Below are 18,077 nucleotides of genomic sequence, written 5' to 3'. Positions count from 1 at the left end.
GGACCCGCCGTCGAAAGCGCCTGAAGCCGCAGCGTGATCGCAATCTCGCCGCGGCCTGCCACCGACAGGTTCTCGAAGCGCAGCTGCCGCCCGGCGACCACCGGCGTCACCTCCGCATCACCCACCCGCGCCGAGCCTTCCACATAGCGGAAGCCGGCCGGGATCGTGTCGACCACCGTCAGGCCCGAGGCCAGGGAGCCGGCATTGTTGGTCACGCGGATGGTGAACGGCGCCTGCTCGCCGCGCCGGATGAAGCGAAGATTCGCAACCTTCGTCACCGTGATGTCGCTCGCCGCGACAGGCAGGGTGATGATCGAGGTCGAGGTGTCGGAGATGATCTCGCCGCTGCTGGCCTGGCCACGCGCCGTCGCCGCATTGGAGGTGGCATCCTGAATCCCGGCGGCATTCTCGATGTCGCGCTCGGTCAGCGTGTAGGTCGCTGTGAAGACCTGGCTCGCACCGGGGGCCAGGGTGACCGGGTCCGGCTGGAACCGGGACAAGGTGCCCGCCGCCGGCTGGCCGTTGAAGGTCGGCCCGGCATCCACCGGCCACACATCCGTGACCGTCTGGCCGCCGTCATTGCTGACGGTGAAGCTGTAGGTCACCGTGTCGCCGACGCTGGCAAAGCCGTTGCCGTCCACATCGTTGAAGGTGCCGGTCTTCACGATCACCAGGCTGGCCGGCTGTGGCAGGACCACCACCGTGTCCGGCGGGCTTTCCACCGGCGGGCCGTCGGGCGGCGTGCCGGTGCCGGTCGCCGTGTTCTCCACCTGGCCGGCGTCGATCTCCGCCTGGGTTGGCGTGTAGGTCGCCGTGAAGGTGACCGTTGCGCCCGGCGCCAATGTCTGCGGCCCGGGGGTGACCGAGATCCCGGCATTGGCCAATAGCGGGTCGTTGACCGTCACATCGGTCATCGTCACCGTGCCGGTGTTCGCCACCACGAAAGTATAGGTGATCGACTCGCCCGCATCGAGGAAGCCGTCGCCATCCTCGTCATTGAGCGTGGCCGTCTTCTCGATCGTCAGGGCAGAGGTCTGTTCCGGCGGCACGACAACCGTATCCGGCGGGCTTTCCACCGGCGGACCGTCCGGCGGCGTGCCGGTGCCGGTCGCTGTGTTCTCCACGCGGCCGCGTCGATGTCGGCCTGGGTCGGCGTGTAGGTTGCCGTGAAGGTCGCGACCTCGCCCGGCGCCAGCGTCTGCGGCCCCGGCGTCACCGAGATATTGGCGTTGGCGAGCAGCGGATCGTTGACCGTCACATCGGTCATCGTCACCGTGCCGGTGTTCTCCACCCGGAACGAGTAGCTGATGGTCTCGCCTAGATCGATCAGCCCGTCGCCGTCGAGGTCGTTCAGCGTACCGGTCTTCACGATCGTCAGGGCCGAGGTCTGTTCCGGCGGAACGACAACCGTGTCCGGCGGACTTTCAATCGGTGGACCGTCCGGCGGCGTTCCGGTGCCCGTCGCTGTGTTCTCCACGCGGCCGGCATCGATGTCGGCCTGGGTCGGCGTGTAGGTTGCCGTGAAGGTCGCGACCTCACCCGGCGCCAGCGTCTGCGGCCCCGGCGTTACCGAGATATTGGCGTTGGCGAGCAGCGGATCGTTGACCGTCACGCCGGTCATCGTCACCGTGCCGGTGTTCTCCACCCGGAACGAGTAGCTGATGGTCTCGCCGAGATCGATCAGCCCGTCGCCGTCGAGGTCGTTCAACGTGCCGGTCTTCACGATCGTCAGTCCCGGCGTGCGTTCCGGCGGCACGACAACCGTATCCGGCGGGCTTTCCACCGGCGGGCCATCGGGCGGCGTGCCGGTGCCGGTCGCCGTGTTCTCCACCCGGCCCGCGTCGATGTCGGCCTGGGTCGGCGTGTAGGTCGCCGTGAAGGTGGCGACTCCGCCCGGCGCCAGCGTCTGTGGGCCGGGGGTGACGGCAATATTGGCGTTCGCCAGCAACGGATCGTTCACCGTCACGCCGGTCATCGTCACCGTGCCGGTGTTCTCCACGCGGAACGAGTAGCTGATGGTCTCGCCGAGATCGATCAGCCCGTCGCCGTCCAGATCATTGAGCGTGCCGGTCTTCTGGATGCGCAAGCCCGGCGTCTGTTCCGGCGGCACGACAATCGTGTCCGGCGGGCTTTCCACCGGCGGGCCATCGGGCGGCGTGCCGGTGCCGGTCGCCGTGTTCTCCACGCGGCCCGCGTCGATGTCGGCCTGGGTTGGCGTGTAGGTCGCCGTGAAGGTCGCGACCTCGCCCGGCGCCAGCGTCTGCGGGCCGGGGGTGACGGCAATATTGGCGTTCGCCAGCAACGGGTCGTTCACCGTCACGCCGGTCATCGTCACATTGCCGATGTTCTCGACCACGAAGGTGTAGGTGATGGTCTCGCCGAGATCGATGAGCCCGTCGCCGTCATTGTCGTTGAGCGTGCCGGTCTTCTCGATGCGCAAGCCCGAGGTCTGGTCCGGCGGCACGACAACCGTGTCCGGCGGGCTTTCCACCGGCGGGCCATCGGGCGGCGTGCCGGTGCCGGTCGCCGTGTTCTCCACGCGGCCCGCATCGATGTCGGCCTGGGTTGGCGCATAAGTGGCCGTGAAGGTCGCAACTCCCCCCGGCGCCAGCGTCTGCGGCCCCGGCGTCACGGAAATATTGGCGTTGGCGAGCAGCGGATCGTTCACCGTCACGCCGGTCATCGTCACCGTGCCGGTGTTCTCCACCCGGAAGGAATAGGTGATCGTTTCACCTGGATCGATGAGCCCGTCGCCGTCGAGGTCATTCAGCGTGCCAGTCTTCACGATCGTCAGCCCCGGCGTCAGGTCCGGCGGAACGACAACCGTGTCCGGCGGGCTTTCCACCGGCGGGCCGTCGGGCGGCGTGCCGGTGCCGGTCGCCGTGTTCTCCACGCGGCCCGCGTCGATCTCCGCCTGGGTCGGCGTGTAGGTTGCCGTGAAGGTGGCGACCTCACCCGGCGCCAAAGTCTGCGGTCCGGGGGTGACGGCGATATTGGCATTCGCCAGCAGCGGGTCGTTCACCGTCACGCCGGTCATCGTCACCGTGCCGGTGTTCTCCACCCGGAACGAGTAGCTGATGGTCTCGCCAAGGTCGAGGAGCCCGTCGCCGTCGAGATCGTTGAGCGTGCCGGTCTTTACGATCGTCAGCCCCGGCGTCTGGTCCGGCGGGACGACAACCGTATCCGGCGGGCTTTCAATCGGCGGGCCATCTGGCGGCGTGCCGACGCCCGTCGCCGTGTTCTCCACGCGGCCGGCATCGATGTCGGCCTGGGTCGGCGTGTAGGTCGCCGTGAAGGTGGCAACCCCGCCCGGCGCCAGCGTCTGCGGCCCCGGCGTCACCGAGATATTGGCGTTGGCGAGCAGCGGATCGTTCACCGTCACGCCGGTCATCGTCACTGTGCCGGTGTTCTCCACCCGGAAGGAATAGGTGATGGTCTCGCCGAGATCGAGGAGCCCGTCGCCGTCATTATCGTTGAGCGTGCCGGTCTTCACGATCGTCAGCCCCGGCGTCCGGTCCGGCGGCACGACAACCGTATCCGGCGGGCTTTCCACCGGCGGGCCATCTGGCGGCGTGCCGACGCCGGTCGCCGTGTTCTCCACGCGGCCGGCATCGATGTCGGCCTGGGTCGGCGCATAGGTTGCCGTGAAGGTCGCGACCCCGCCCGGCGCCAGCGTCTGCGGGCCGGGGGTGACGGCGATATTGGCGTTGGCCAGCAGCGGGTCGTTCACCGTCACGCCGGTCATCGTCACATTGCCGGTGTTCTCCACGCGGAAGGAATAGGTGATGGTCTCGCCGAGATCGATCAGCCCGTCGCCGTCACTGTCGTTGAGCGTGCCGGTCTTCACGATCGTCAGCCCCGGCGTCAGGTCCGGCGGCACGACAACCGTGTCCGGCGGGCTTTCCACCGGCGGGCCATCTGGCGGCGTGCCGGTGCCGGTGGCCGTGTTCTGCACGCGGCCCGCATCGATCTCCGCCTGGGTTGGCGTGTAGGTGGCCGTGAAGGTGGCGGTCGCGCCCGGCGCGAGCGTCTGCGGCCCCGGCGTCACCGCGATATTGGCGTTGGCCAGCAGCGGGTCGTTCACCGTCACGCCGGTCATCGTCACATTGCCGATGTTCTCGACCACGAAGGTGTAGGTGATGGTCTCGCCCGGATCGAGGAGCCCGTCGCCGTCGAGATCGTTCAGCGTGCCCGTCTTCTCAAGGCGCAAGCCCGAGGTCCGGTCCGGCGGCACGACAACCGTATCCGGCGGGCTTTCCACCGGCGGGCCGTCGGGCGGCGTGCCGGTGCCCGTCGCCGTGTTCTCCACCTGGCCGGCATCGATCTCCGCCTGGGTCGGCGTGTAGGTCGCCGTGAAGGTGGCCACGCCACGCGGCGCCAGCGTCTGCGGCCCGGGCGTTACCGAGATATTGGCGTTGGCCAGCAGCGGATCGTTCACCGTCACGCCGGTCATCGTCACATTGCCGGTGTTCTCCACGCGGAAGGAATAGGTGATGGTCTCGCCCGGATCGAGCAAGCCGTCGCCGTCGAGGTCGTTCAGCGTGCCGGTCTTCACGATCGTCAGCCCCGGCGTCAGGTCCGGCGGCACGACAACCGTGTCCGGCGGGCTTTCCACCGGCGGCCCGTCGGGCGGCGTGCCGACGCCGGTCGCCGTGTTCTCCACCTGGCCGGCATCGATCTCGGCCTGGGTCGGCGTGTAGGTCGCCGTAAAGGTGGCGACGCCACCCGGCGCCAGCGTCTGCGGCCCGGGCGTTACCGAGATATTGGCGTTGGCGAGCAGCGGATCGTTGACCGTCACATCGGTCATCGTCACATTGCCCGTATTCTCCACCCGGAACGAATAGCTGATGGTCTCGCCCGGATCGAGCAGGCCGTCGCCGTCCAGATCGTTCAGCGTGCCCGTCTTCTCGACGGTTAGCTGCGGGTCCTGGTCGTCATTGGTGATGGTGCAGATCGCGTTCTGCCCATTGGCCAGGGTCAGCTGATTGCCGGCCATCTCCTGCGCCGCACCGCCGTCGATGGCGCAGCTATAGAGGCTTGCCACATAATTGGGCAGGCCGTCCTCGCCCAGCGTGTAGGTGCCGGCGGGAACCGAGGCATTGGTGACCGCGGCCGATCCCATCACCCCTTCGATCACCTCGGTCAGCGGCGCCACGCCCGTCGCCCGCAGCGTGAAGTCCGCCGCCGTCGCAACCCCTTCATTGTCGTTCACGACGACCTTGCGCAGCGTGATCTTCGGCTGGCAGATCGCATCCGTGTTGATCTGCGCCATGAAGGCCTGAGCGCCGGGCCCGGACTTCACGTGGACGATGATCTCGTTGAGCCCGCTGCGCCAGCTGCCGGCCATCGAGCCCGTGGCTCCGCCCGCTGCGGTAAAGCCGGCATAGAAATAGGGGTCCCCTCCTCCGTAGTTCGAGCGAATGCCCTGCGGCTGGCCGTTCACCCAGACCTCGTAGACTGCGTTGTCCGAGTAGAAACTCATGTCGAGGCTGAGGCTCGACGGATCCACGGCCGAATCCAGATTGAAAATGTAGCGATAGAAGATGTCGTACGAGATCTGGGGGTTCGGATGCGCCGCGGTCGAGCTGTTGGAAATCCAGCCGGCATTGCCGAAGGGAGAGGTCATGTAGACGGCCGGCGGGTTGGTGACCACCGTCGCCCCGCCCCAGGTCAGCCCCGCCGGCGGCGCACCGGTGACATTGGTCGTGGTCAGCGCCACCTGCCAGTAATTGTCGAAGCCGGTCGTCTTCCTGCCGCCCGTACCATTATAGGCCGTGTTGAAGAACGCGCCCGGCGTCGAGCACGACACCGTTTCCGGGAAACTCGGCGTATAGGGCGGCGTCGGCGTCGTCACCGAACAGGCCGCGCAATCCTCCGGCACGTCGCCGCCGCTGATCAGGTTGCGGATCTCGGTGATGCCTAGCGGGATGGGCGCGGCCACCGTCAGGTCGATCTCGACCACGGCTTCGCCGCCGACCGGCACTTCCGGTACGGTCAGGAGCACCGTCGAGGCCCCGGCGACCGGATCGGTGAAGCCGTCGGCGCCCACGACACGCGTCATGGTCGCGCCATTCGGGATGTTCTCGATGAACTCGAAGTTCTCGAAGGCCCCGCCGCTTTCATGCGTCACCGTCACCCGGTAGGTCATGACCTCGCCAGGCTCGGCCACATTGTTGGCGGTGATGCTCTCGCCCACCAGCTCCTTGACGACGCTCACCTGAGGCTCGCCGGGCACGTTGGTGAACAGGCACCGGATGTCGGCCTCCGGCCGCACATTGGCCGCCGGAATCGTGATCGCCGGCGAGGCGAAGCTGCCGATCACCGTCGGATTGCCGGTCGTCCCCGCATTCTGGTCGGTGCAGACCGCGGACTCCGCGCTCCAGCCGGCCGGGACAACCTCGCTCAGCACCAGGTCCCTACCGGGAACCGAATTGTAGTCGGACGAAGAGACGGCGGTCCCCGCCTCGGTCGTCGTCAGCGTGGTGCTGGGCACGGCGGTGCCGCCCGCCTCCACCACATTGGTCATGTCGATCTGGAAGCTGCCCGTCCCCTCCTCGCTTACCTTCGACACCGTCAAACATGCCGGGCGGACGTAAAGCAGGTGAGCGATTTGGTCCCCGGAGCTGATATTCGTGGCGGAGAGTCTGAGCGAGGTGATCACGCCGTCGGAATCGAAGCGAAAGACGCCATTATGATTGTTGGTCGTCGAAGGCGCGCGGCTGATAATGCCTGATCCATTGTGGACCAGCTCGCCGGAAATCTTGATCAGCTGGCTGACCGTTGCGGTGCTGCCGGCGCCCAAGCTCACGGCCACCTGCGCGCCTGTCGAGTTCGCGTCTATGTCTTGGACCGCGAATTGAAACCACCTGGCCGGCACGGGCTGACTGAAATTCCATTGGATGGTGTAGTTGCCGCCGAGAGTCGACCACGGACGTCCGCTGTTCCAGCCGTTCGCTGACGTCTTTGTAACGGTGCCGCTGACTGGCAGCGGTGCCAACGTGAACGTTGCACTCTGCGCCACTTGGCGCGGAGAGCACATACCGGAAGTGGGCGGCGGCTCCATCGTGTCCGTGTCGCTGGCCTCGTTATTGGACAGATCGGGGTCGGTAATCCCGTCGGGCGCGGTCACCGTCGCCGTGTTGGTGAAGTCGCCGGTCTGACTCGCCGGCACGCCTAAGGAGAGCGTGTAGGTGACGGAGGAACCCGCCGGCAGGTTGGCCGTCGTGTTGATGGCGCCCGTGCCGCTCGGGACGGCGCAGACAGCCCCACCGGTTTCATTGCCGCAGGTCCAGGTGGCGTTGGTAACACCCGCCGGCAGCGGATCGCTGATTTCTGCGGCTCCCACCGGCCCGGGGCCGGCGTTGCTGACGACGATGGTATAGGTGGCGTCGAGGCCCGGCGTGTAGGTCGTCACGCCGTCATCCTTGGTGATCGACAGGTCTGCTTCGCAAGGCGCGTTGCCGGCAAAGACGAAATTGTCGATGAAGAGGCCGGTATTGAAAGGTCCCGGGGCGGCGCTGTTGACGAACTGGACCGTCGCCTCCGTGCCCGCCGCCACGAAAGTGTAGCGGTACGTGCTCCAGGTAACTGAATTTTGTGGTGTGTTAGGAAGACCGGCATTTCCGTTACTGACAGCATCGGCTGCGGGCGCCAGTGTCGCGATCGTTACCGGTGTGATCCCGGCCCCGTTGCCCAGCTGAACCGCCGCCGTCGAACCCGTTCTCGACAACCCGGAATAATCAATCGAAAACGTATATTGCTGGCCCGGCACCAACCCGGTGAAAGTCTGCCTGACTGTTGCAGGTGCCGTGCCCCAGAGATCGATGCTCTGTGCGCCCTCGCTTGCATTGTTGAAGTAGCGCAGCCTGTCCACGGTGCCGCCGACAATCTGCCAGCCGTCGATGGGTGCCGTGCTTGTGCGCCAGATGGCGTAGCCGTTCACATAAGCTGTATTCTCGCCCGGGCCTTGCGGCGTCGTCTGGATGTTTGGGGTTTCGAAAGAGCCATTGGTGGCGATATTGCAGGCGTTCGGGGTCGGATCCGGCGGAAACGTGAACTGCGTGTTGGTGTCGCTCGCCGTGTTGTTCGCCGGGTCGCTATCGGTCATCCCGGCAGGCGCAGCCACCGTGGCCGTGTTCGTCAGATTGCCGCCGAAGCCGACCGGCACGGTCATGCTCAGCGTGTAGGTGACGGAAGAGCCCGCGGGCAGGTCGGCGGTCGTGCTGATTCCGCCCGTGCCGCTTGCCGCGCCGCATGCAGCGCCACCGGTCTCGCCGCCGCAAGTCCAGCTTGCGGTGCTAATGCCGGCAGGGAGCGGATCGCTCACCTGCGCGCCGAGCGCGTCGGCAGGACCGTTGTTGCTGACCACAATGGTGTAATTGAGCGTGCCGCCGGGCGTGTAAGCCTCCTGACCATCGTCCTTGGTGATGGAGAGGTCGGTCTCACACCCAGTGGTGTCATACTCATAAGTGGCTTGGAACTGGTTGGCAGTCCAAGACTTGGAAACGGTGTGGAATGTCTCCAGCCAGAGACCAACACGGACCTGCCCAGCCGCAAGATCTGCAGCCGCAACGTTTCCAGAGACGGTGAGAACGCGGGTAAATCCAGGGGGATAAGGGCCAGCGGAGGGGCCCATATCGTGCCGGCTGACATCCGAATTACTGGCATCCAAGAGGCTGAGGTGCCCGACATAGCCACTGCCATCGCCCGGTCCATTGTTGGTTACACGAACCGACGCAGTGACCCTAGCCACACCGCTATCGCAAGCAGGGCGAGGTGCACTGAGAGCTGCCGCGACACCGCGGTAGACTTGGAATCCATCCCCGGCGGAAGCGTTAGGGTCGGCGGCAAAGACGCGGGAGCCGCCTGTCCACAGAGCCCCACCACCGCCGGCGAGTGGCGGATAGGCCGCCGGAGCAGCAGCCGGGCGGGGGGCCACGGTATCGGTTGCAGTCGGGGTTCCTGAGAGCTGAGCCTGAGCGGGCATGCCCCACAGAACCAGCGCTCCCAAGGCAAACGCAAAGGCCGCAGCGCGATTAAGCCGGGGGTGCCGATCAATGGAGCATCGGGCAATTTCCCCTGAAAGATTCGTCGCGCGAGCAGGCTCGATGACTACACCACGCGCAAAACGACGCAGCGAAATTGGCTTTCGCATATAAGGGCCCCCTCAAAAATCCATCGACCGGTCGAGGGGGGAACCTCAGTTCACCTAGAGAATGCGCGCGTTCCGCACCGCAGCGCCAACTTCGAGCCCCCCAGCCCGGACGATGTTTGGGGACGGACGATTCACGAAAAGGACAGGCGTGTCTTTCAAAAGACTCCTATGGATTTCAATAAATTCCGGCATTCTGCCATTTTATTCCGGTCCAGACCGCCCTGGTTAAGGATTGATTAAGCGGATTTCCCGCAGCGGCAGGCTTTCCCGCCCGCCCTTTCCATCTTTAGTTGCGAATCACTCTGTCCGGTTGGACGCAAGCGAGGCGATCAGCCGCTCGGGAAAAGGATGCGCAGGTCTTCGCGCGGGGGAAGCCGCCATCGTTCCGTCCAGGGGAGGTCCCCCCTGCCGATCGCGTAGAGCAGGTCGAAGACCTCCCAGTCGGCCGCTCCCGCGCCGGCAAACGCCGCCGCGACAGCCGCAAGCTCGCGCCCCGCTTCGTCCAATGCCGGACGCGTGGTTGCCTCGAGCACGGCCACGACGACGGAAGCTCCTTCGTCGGCAGAAAAATCCTGGCTGAACACCTTGTAATGCGGGTTGGCAATCGAGAGGCCAACCTGGAAGGAGGTGATCCTGCCTGAAGAAAGCTGCTCGCCCAGGAGCGAGGCGAGACGTTCCGCCTCGTCCCCCAATCTTGCCAGGGAGAGGACGAGGGTCGCCGCCGCGCCCGCCTGCCCCCTGCCTGCCCCTGCCAGCCGGCGGCAGGGATATCTGCGAAAGCCGCTGAAGGAGCGGCGCATCTTCGCCGACCAGGATGTCGGCTCGTCCACGAGTTCGCGATAGGCGGCGCTTTCGAGAACGTCGAGCGCCTCGATCTCGTAGAGCGTGAAATAGCGGCGGTCAGCGCCGGAGCCGTTTGCGTAACGCCTGGCGGAGAGAAAGCCGGGAACGCTCAGCCGCTCCGGCACATGCTCGAATGTGTGCCAGCATTCATACTCATCGAGCAGCGCCGGGTCGAAGCCGTTCCACAGGGCGAGGAAGGCAGTGCCTTTTGAAGACATCGGCGCTTCAATCCTGCGGGTGGCGGATGACGACCTTGGAAGCGATCTTGTCCCGCGCCAGGGCAAAACCTTCTTCGGCATCTGCCAGATCGAAGCGATGCGTGATCAGTCTGCGCACGCGGTCCTGGTTCGCCGCGAGATAGTTCAAAACCCGATGCCAGGTGGCAATCGGAGCGCGGTAGGAGCCCCGCACCTGCTGATGGTTGCGCACGAGTTGCGTAAGGTCGATGGCGGCGGGTCTCGGGTGAATGCCCGCCACGACCAGGATGCCCCTTTTCTTCAGAGATGCGAGCGCTTCGGGTATGACCTGCGGAGCGCCCGTCGCCTCGATCACCACGTCGAACTTGCCGCGCGCCAGGAACGGCAGCAGTGCTTGCGAAAGAGTCGTTCCGGCCGTGTCCACCGTATTGGCGAAGCCGAGTTCGTTGAGCGTCTTCAGCCGGGCCGCGTCGTTATGGCCGCAGATCACGACTTCCGATGCGCCTGCTGCATCACAGAAAAGCGCGATTCCCTGGCCGATGAAGCCGGGACCGAGCACCAGCACGCGGTCGCCCTTCTTCACCTCACCGGTGTCGACGGCTTCCGCACAGACGGTCATGGGCTCGGTCAGCGCGGCGATCTCGAAATCAAGCCCGTCGGGCAGAACCACGCAATTGGCGAAGGGGACCGCCACGTGAGAGGCAAAGGCACCGTTGCGGCCGATGCCGATGCCGCGCCTGCCCGTGCAGTTTTCCTCGTCGCCCGCGCGGCACGCGTCGCATGTCCCGCAGGTCACGGAAGGCCGCACCGTCACCCGCGTTCCGATGAACCGGCCATCGACGGCCGAACCGGTGGAGACGATGGTGCCGGCGAACTCGTGGCCGAGCGTGACCGGCATCGCCGACTGCATGGATTCGTATCCGGGCGTCCACTCGGCGATATGGAGATCGGTTCCGCAGATGCCGGTCGCCTCGGTTCGGATCAACACCTCCCCGGCGAGAACTTCCGATATCTTGGGCAGGCGGCGCAGCTCGATTCCCGAGCCGGGCCGCACCTTCTGCAAAGCCAGCATGTTTCGACACTCTCGATTGTAGGCGGCGCGGTTCTAGCCGCGCCAGCCGAGGAAACGCTTTTCGACGAGGCCGATCAGCCAGTTCATGATGAGGCCCATGATCGACAGGATCGTCACGCCCGCGAATAACCGCTCGAGGTCGTAGAGCGCGCCCGCCTCGAGGATGTAGGAGCCGACGCCATATTCCGCGCCGAGCATCTCGGCGGCCACCAGCAGAATGATGGCGATCGAGATCGACACGCGCAGACCCGAGAGGATTGCCGGGAACGCGCCCGGCAGGACGATCTTGCGGACGATGGACCACCAGGAAAGCCCGAAGCTCTGGCCCATCCTGATCAGGCTGCGATCGACATTGTCCACCGCGCCATAGGTGGCCACGACAGTGGGCGTGAAGGTGCCAAACGCGATCAGCGCATATTTCGAGGCTTCGTCGATGCCGAACCAGATGACGAAAAGCGGCAGGAGCGCGATTTTCGGAATCGGGAACAAGGCCGCGACCAACGGCACAAGCCCGGCGCGGATAAGACTGAAAAGACCAATGAGAACGCCGAGCGAAATGCCCACCGCAATGCCAAGGAAGGCACCGACGAAAAGCCTCTTAAGAGAAGGGAGCAGGTGCTTCCACAACAGACCCGTCTCATAAAGCTGCACGAAGGTTTGCAGAACGGCGGAGGGGCGCGGAAGCGTCAGCGCGGAAATGAAGCCGGAACGCGTGCCGATCTCGGCAAGGGCGATCAGCACGACGAAAACGACGAGGCCGATTCCCCTCACATGCTGCGGGGCAAAGCCGCGGCCGCGGAACTCGACCGGGCGGACCATGACATCAGACATCGAGCAACTCCTGGTCGGCGGCGGCCGCCTCCTCTCGCATCAGGTCCCAAAGCTGCGCCTGCTTAGCTTCGAGCTCGGTGTTCGCCAGCGTCCGCTGGTCGAGAGGCATATCGATATCGACGATCTCGCGGATGCGGCCGGGCCGGCGCGAAAGAACGACGATGCGATGGCCGAGACGGACGGCCTCGGCAAGATTGTGCGTCACATAGACGGCGGTGAAGGGCTGGCGGGTCCAAAGCGCGACGAGATCGTCCATCAGGAGTTCACGCGTCTGGCTGTCGAGCGCGGAAAGCGGCTCGTCCATCAGCATGACCGCCGGGCGCACGGCGAGCGCACGGGCGATCGCGACGCGCTGTTTCATGCCGCCGGACAACTGCTTGGGCAATGCCTTCCGGAAGTCTGACAGGCGGGTGCGTGCCAGCACGTCCGTGATAATCCTGTCCATCTCGGCACGGCCAATGGCGTGATCCTCGAGCACAAGCGCGATATTGCCCTCCACGGTGCGCCAGGGCAGCAGCGCGAAGTGCTGGAACACATAGGTGAGCGGGTTGAGCGAATCCTTCGCTGGCTCGCCCACTTGCAGGACGGCGCCTTTCGTCGGCTTTTCAAGGCCGCCGAGAAAACGCAGCAGGGTAGACTTTCCGCACCCGGAAGGGCCGATCAGACACACGATCTGGCCTTGGGGGATTTCGAGCGAGATGTCACGCAACACCTCGACGGCGCCATAGGTGTGGCTGACATTATCGATCAGCAAATCCATGGGATACTCCAGCGGAGGCCCGCAAGGGGCCTCCGTAATTCGAGAACAATGGTGGGAATGGATCAGATGGTTTCGACGTAGGACGTGTCGAAAAGCATCTCGGGGGTGATGTTCCCCTTCACCATGCCTTCGGACTTGAACCATTCGAGCTGCTCGGTCACCGACTTCAGCGACAGGGCAAGGTTCTTGTTGATCCGCATCGAGCCTTCGACGAGGTTGTTCTTGGCCTGTTCGAAGGGCAGATCGGCCTCCACATATTTGTGGCAGATCTGGGCAATCGCATCGACCTCTTCGGCATCGGCGGTCTTGTCCACGAAAGCCTTGTTGTAATCGTCCACGGCCTTGGAATAGGCGCGGATGAAGGCTTCGGTCTTCTCGCGCTCGTTCGCCGCATTGTTGGTGGAGGTGAACACGGTCGTGACCTGATAGTCCGGCGCATAGTCGGAAACCAGGCCGATCTCCTTGGCCGAACCTTCCGCGATCATCTTCTTGCCGATGCTGGACTGGATGGCCCAGGAATCGATCTGGCCCGATGAGAGCGCACCGACGACGGCACCCACCTTCTGCAGCGGACGCAGGGTGATCTCCGAGAGCGGAATATTGTTGGCCTGCGCGATCTTGTGGGCCATGAAGTGGAACGAGGAGCCCGCAGTGGTTATGCCGAAGCTCTTGCCGGCCAATTCCTTGGGATGCGTGAGGCCGGCCTCATAAGCCTTGTTGGAAGCAAGAATGATCGCTCCCACCAGCCCCTTCTCTTCCGTCAGCGCGCCGCCGATGACTTTGACGGCATCCTTCTCGGCCAGGCTGATGAGCCCGCCGCTCATGGCGGTCACGCCGTAATCCGCATCGCCGGAAGCAATGGCGACCGCCATCGGCTGCGCCGCTTCGAAATATTTCAGCTCTACATCAAGGCCTTCGTCCTTGTAGTAGCCGCGCTCGAAGGCAATGAAGCTGGGGGCGTGGCTGGCCAGGCGGATCACGCCGAGATTGACCTTCGTGTTCGCGCGCGCAGGGATGCCGAGCCCCAGCATGGTGCCTGCGGCTCCAAGGCCGATCAGTGTCTGCCGCCGATTCAGTGAGAATTTCTGCATTCCGTTTCTTCCTTCCCAGGTTCTGCCTCTTCGGGCTGTTGTGAACTTTGTTGCAGTCGCAACGCCGTCATTCAATAACCGATTTATTCGCCAGTCATGCCTTCATGGCATACCTGCTCGTGCGATGAGATCAGGCTCGTCGAGCCTCCTATGCAGTATGTCAATCAGTTTCTTCAGATTGTTGGAGCGCGGGCGCTTGCGGTTCCAGAGGACTGATACGTCGAAATCCGGCGATTTTTCGATGTGTTTCACCACGACTTGATCGCCGATCGGGCCCATTGCCGTAAGGGCATCGACGAGCGCGATTCCCATCCCCTGATTGGCGAGCGCCAGCGCGGTGTCCGAAAAGCGAACGACAGCTTTGATGTTGACCGAGACGCCGGCTTCCTTGAGAAACTTGTCGACCACGATGTGATGAGCACCGCCGGCGGGAAAGGCGATGAAATCCACGCCTTCCAGATCCTGCGCTGAAATCAGATCGCGCGATGCAAGGGCATGGCTGCGCGGGACGATGGCCACCAGACCGGCCTTGCCGACTTGTCCGGAGGAAATGAGCGGATGCCGCATTTTCGCGATGGTGACCAGGCACTCGCCGCGGCCGGTCACGAGGTAGTCCTCCATCTGGTCCACGGCGAGCACATCAAAGAAGAGCTCCAGCGAAGGCACCGTCACGGAAAGCGCCTTTAAAGCCTGCGGAACCAGGGCGCGTGCAACGCTTGCCGTCGCGCCGACGCGGAACACGGTCGCCTCCCCCCGGATGATGCGTGCAATCTGACCGGAAAGGCCGGAAATCTGACGTACGATATTGTCCACCTCGCCGAAGATCAGCAGCGCCTCGGAGGTCGGAACAAGGCCACCCTTCTCCCGCGCGAAAAGCTCTACGCCGAGGAGATCTTCCATGCGCCTTATGGTGCGGCTGAGAGAGGGTTGCGAGACGTTCAGCACCTTGGAAGCGCCGGTGATGGAGCGGGCCAGCACCACGGCATGGAATACCTCGATCTGGCGCAGGCTCAGCACGGGCTCGCCGTCAGCATTCGTCTCGCGTGTCTGCACGTCGCCCATCGCTACGCCCGCCCCAGGAACGGCAGGAGAGCGGCGAGGACATCGTCGGCAGCGCGTTCGGCAGGCAGGTGACCACCATGCAGGCCGCCGCCGGAAACATCAGCGGCCCAATCCCTCCAAATATCGATCGGTATGCGCCCGGCGAAAGTCTTGCCCTCTTCCCACAGCACGAGGACGGGGCAATCGATCTTGCGGCCGCCGCTCCTGTCCTCCAGATCATGTCGCTCGTCGATGCCAGCCCCGGCACGATAGTCTTCGCACATTGCGTGCCGCACCGCTGGATCGCGAAAGGCACGGCGATATTCGGCCAAAGCGACTGGATGGAGGTTGTCGAGGCTACCCGCCATCTTCCTCAGTGTGAGGTCGAGGAAATAGTCCGGGTCCGAGGCCAGAAGCCGTTCAGGCAGGTCGAAGGGCTGCGCAAACATGAACCAGTGGAATGCCCCCATGCCGAACTTTTTGTCGGCACCCGCCCAGACATCGACCGTCGGCACCACCGTCAGCGAGGCAAGCGCCCTCACCATCTCGGGCATGTCCAGCGCCATGCGATAGGCTACACGGGCGCCACGATCATGCCCGACGACAGCATAGCTTCCGTGCCCCAGCGCTGCCATCATCTCGTTCAGTTGGGCACCCATCCAGCGCTTGCTGCCGGGATCCGCTGGTTCGCCGCGGACGCGGCTGTCGCCATAACCCGGAAGATCGACGGCGACGACCATGTATCGTTCCGCGAGCGGACCGGCGACACGATGCCAGGCCGCCTTGGTCTGCGGATAGCCATGAACGAGCAGGACCGGCTCGCCAGAGCCGCCGATGACCGCGGAAAGCCGTGCCTGGGACGTCTCGATCTGAACTTCCCGAAATCCCGGAAACAGTTCGGCGGTGGCGTTCATCGGAAATCCATTCTTTCTTTGCTCAGTTCAGCGGAGAGAAATCCGTCGGCTTGAGGATCGAGGACTTCAGCTCCAATATCGCGTCGAGCTCCTTGTTTTTCGCGCTGAACTCGGCCCAGCGCGGATCCGCCGCCATCTTCGACCGGCGTGCGGTGCGATCGTCCAGGCTCTCATAGGCCCATATATGCACAACCTGGTTCGTGGTCCCGAACTCCGTGGTGAAGAAGCCCACCAGCTTGCCGAGATATTCCTGCTGAACGGCAAGGGCATGGTTTTTGTAGAGGGCGAGCCAATCCGCCATCTTGGTGGGCTTCAGCGTATAGGTACGCATTTCATAGATCATCGTGCATGTTCCTTCATTGAGACCGCTTGACGCGCCTGGAGTGCGGTGTGTCCTTTCGAACGTAAAAAGGGTGCTGTAAACCCCCGGACCTACGCATGGTGTTTTCTTAAAATCGGCTCCGACTTGGGCCGCTTTAACGGCATGGAGCGCGGCGAGATAGCCGAAAGTCAGGGCCGGGCCGAGCGTTATGCCCGGACCGGGATAGGTCCCGTTCATGATCGAATTCATATCGTTCCCTGCGGCGTAAAGCCCCGGGATGGGCCATCCCCCGCCATCGAGCACGCGCGCATTCGCGTCCGTACGGACTCCTCGCGCGGAGCCCAGGTCGCCGGTGACGAGCTTGATCGCATAGAACGGCGCCTGGCGGATCGGGGCGAGACAGGGATTGGGCCTGTGGTTCGGATCGCCCATCGACCGATTGTAGGAGCTGTTTCCCTTGCCGAACTCGGGATCGGCACCGAGCGCCGCTTCGTCGTTATAGCGCTCGATGGTCTCCTTCAGCGTACCGGGATCGATGCCGATCCGGGAGGCGAGCTCACCGATGCTTTGGGCCTCGATGAGATAGCCGCTCTTCACCAGCGCCGCGTTGGAAACGGGCGCGGGGCGCGCCAGGCCCATACCGTAGGCGCCCAACGCGGCTGAATCGCAGACCAGATGGCAGGGCGAGTTTGCCTCGGGATCGGTCTGCATGGCAAGCACAAAACGATGGTAGGAATCGGCCTCATTGACGAAGCGGCGACCATATTTGTTCACCGCGATTATGCCCGGCTTCGCACGGTCGGTGACGAGATGAGGGAATTTCTCCTCGCGACCGTCCTCATGCGTCAGCACCGAGACGGGAGTCCAGTAGAAATTCGACACGAGCCCTTCCCCGAGGGAGGCACCCGCGGCGGAGGCCAACGCAAGGCCGTCGCCGATATTTCCCGCGGGCGACATGGACCGATGTGACGCATCGGTGTTTGGCCGCCAACGGCCTGCATCTTCGGACGCTCCGAAGCCTCCGGTTGCGAGCACCACGCCGGCGCGGGCGCGGATCGGCCGCTCGCCTTCCGCCGTCTCCACCACGACGCCGCAGACCTGACCATTCTCCTCGATCAGCCGGCCGACCCTCAGACCAGTCCGGAGATCGACACCCAGATCGAGAGCGGAGCGGGCGAGACGGGCGATCAGCGCATTTCCCACCACAAGGCGTGTTCCGCGTTCATGGGAAAGCCTGTCCTTTGCATAGCGGACGAGCAGCCCCAGGCAATGCTTGAAAGACCTCCACGAACGACGCGCATTCAGGAAATGCTGCACGTCGGCCCTGTTGACCATCATCCCACCGAACAGCAGCATGCCCTCAGGGGGCTTGCGAAGCTCCCTGAAGCGGTCGCCGAGCCTGCCACCGTCATATTCCAGGACTTCCAATGCCCGGCCGCCGTCGGAAGCCCCTTCCAGCTCCATGTGATAATCGGGAGAGAACGGCCGGACCTTGAACTTCAGCTCCGAGTTTTCTTCCAGGAAGGCCAGCGCCTCACCTCCCCGTTCGAGGAAGGCATCGACCAGCGTCTGATCGATACCTTCGCCGACCATGTGGATCAGGTAGGTTCTGGCTTTCTCCAAAGACGCGTCGAGCTTCGCTTCCGAAGCCTGCCGGTTGCCGGGAATCCAGATCGTACCGCCGGAGATGGCCGAGGCGCCGCCGAAATGCGCCTCCTTCTCCACGACCAGGACCTTCAGGCCATGGTGGGCAGCGGTGACGGCGGCGGAGAGCCCGGCCGCACCGCTGCCAAGCACGATCAGGTCGTAGCCCTCTGCTATGCCGCTTCGGTCCATTCGCTCCTCCCCACGC

9 protein-coding genes and 1 pseudogene are annotated in these 18,077 nt (G+C 64.4%); all 10 read right to left on the bottom strand.

Translation table 11 applies throughout. From position 1 onward, the window contains the following. Window positions 1-1,124 (bottom strand): annotated as a pseudogene (locus tag CHEJ32_RS0119955) (DUF11 domain-containing protein); the annotation flags it as partial. Next, window positions 1,022-8,752 carry a DUF11 domain-containing protein gene (locus CHEJ32_RS25460; RefSeq protein ID WP_198023889.1) on the bottom strand — a complete coding sequence of 2,577 codons (7,731 nt, stop codon included), beginning with the start codon at window positions 8,750-8,752 and terminating at the stop codon, window positions 1,022-1,024. The gene CHEJ32_RS25460 and the pseudogene CHEJ32_RS0119955, both read right to left, overlap by 103 nt. 731 nt (window positions 8,753-9,483) lie before the next feature. Further along, window positions 9,484-10,215, bottom strand: a complete 732-nt coding sequence (locus CHEJ32_RS26390; RefSeq protein WP_051469792.1) for a hypothetical protein — start codon at window positions 10,213-10,215, stop codon at window positions 9,484-9,486. Window positions 10,216-10,222: 7 nt separating this feature from the next. Continuing rightward, the gene (locus CHEJ32_RS0119940; protein WP_028035365.1) at window positions 10,223-11,266 is read right to left on the bottom strand and encodes a zinc-binding dehydrogenase; all 1,044 of its coding nucleotides are present in this window, start codon (window positions 11,264-11,266) and stop codon (window positions 10,223-10,225) included. 33 nt (window positions 11,267-11,299) lie between these two features. Beyond that, the gene (locus tag CHEJ32_RS0119935) at window positions 11,300-12,097 is read right to left on the bottom strand and encodes an ABC transporter permease (protein ID WP_028035364.1); all 798 of its coding nucleotides are present in this window, start codon (window positions 12,095-12,097) and stop codon (window positions 11,300-11,302) included. Continuing rightward, entirely contained in the window at window positions 12,090-12,857 is a 768-nt protein-coding gene (locus CHEJ32_RS0119930) for an ABC transporter ATP-binding protein (RefSeq protein ID WP_028035363.1), read from the bottom strand. Before CHEJ32_RS0119930 ends, CHEJ32_RS0119935 begins: the two co-directional genes overlap by 8 nt. 62 nt (window positions 12,858-12,919) lie before the next feature. Beyond that, complete coding sequence (locus tag CHEJ32_RS0119925; RefSeq protein WP_028035362.1) at window positions 12,920-13,948, bottom strand: ABC transporter substrate-binding protein; 1,029 nt, start codon at window positions 13,946-13,948, stop codon at window positions 12,920-12,922. Between the two features lie 102 nt (window positions 13,949-14,050). After that, window positions 14,051-15,010: a LysR family transcriptional regulator gene (locus CHEJ32_RS25450; protein ID WP_051469791.1), complete on the bottom strand. Its 960-nt coding sequence runs from the start codon at window positions 15,008-15,010 to the stop codon at window positions 14,051-14,053. A gap of 2 nt (window positions 15,011-15,012) precedes the next feature. Next, on the bottom strand, window positions 15,013-15,903 hold the full coding sequence (locus CHEJ32_RS0119915; protein ID WP_028035361.1) for an alpha/beta fold hydrolase: 891 nt from the start codon (window positions 15,901-15,903) through the stop codon (window positions 15,013-15,015). Between the two features lie 22 nt (window positions 15,904-15,925). Then, complete coding sequence (locus tag CHEJ32_RS25445; RefSeq protein WP_305803859.1) at window positions 15,926-18,061, bottom strand: FAD-dependent oxidoreductase; 2,136 nt, start codon at window positions 18,059-18,061, stop codon at window positions 15,926-15,928. Between the last annotated feature and the right edge of the window lie 16 nt (window positions 18,062-18,077).

The organism is Chelativorans sp. J32 (genome assembly GCF_000518985.1).
GTDB lineage: Bacteria > Pseudomonadota > Alphaproteobacteria > Rhizobiales > Rhizobiaceae > Chelativorans.
Note: the sequence above shows the minus strand (reverse complement) of the source record. Positions and strands in the feature narration are given on the sequence as shown.

Bases quoted from the DNA above. Each gene is read 5' to 3' on its own strand.
- CHEJ32_RS0119930 (WP_028035363.1), bottom strand. From the start codon at position 12,857: ATGGATTTGCTGATCGATAATGTCAGCCACACCTATGGCGCCGTCGAG.
- CHEJ32_RS0119940 (WP_028035365.1), bottom strand. From the start codon at position 11,266: ATGCTGGCTTTGCAGAAGGTGCGGCCCGGCTCGGGAATCGAGCTGCGC.
- CHEJ32_RS25450 (WP_051469791.1), bottom strand. From the start codon at position 15,010: ATGGGCGACGTGCAGACACGCGAGACGAATGCTGACGGCGAGCCCGTG.
- CHEJ32_RS25445 (WP_305803859.1), bottom strand. From the start codon at position 18,061: ATGGACCGAAGCGGCATAGCAGAGGGCTACGACCTGATCGTGCTTGGC.
- CHEJ32_RS0119915 (WP_028035361.1), bottom strand. From the start codon at position 15,903: ATGAACGCCACCGCCGAACTGTTTCCGGGATTTCGGGAAGTTCAGATC.
- CHEJ32_RS26390 (WP_051469792.1), bottom strand. From the start codon at position 10,215: ATGTCTTCAAAAGGCACTGCCTTCCTCGCCCTGTGGAACGGCTTCGAC.
- CHEJ32_RS0119935 (WP_028035364.1), bottom strand. From the start codon at position 12,097: ATGTCTGATGTCATGGTCCGCCCGGTCGAGTTCCGCGGCCGCGGCTTT.
- CHEJ32_RS0119925 (WP_028035362.1), bottom strand. From the start codon at position 13,948: ATGCAGAAATTCTCACTGAATCGGCGGCAGACACTGATCGGCCTTGGA.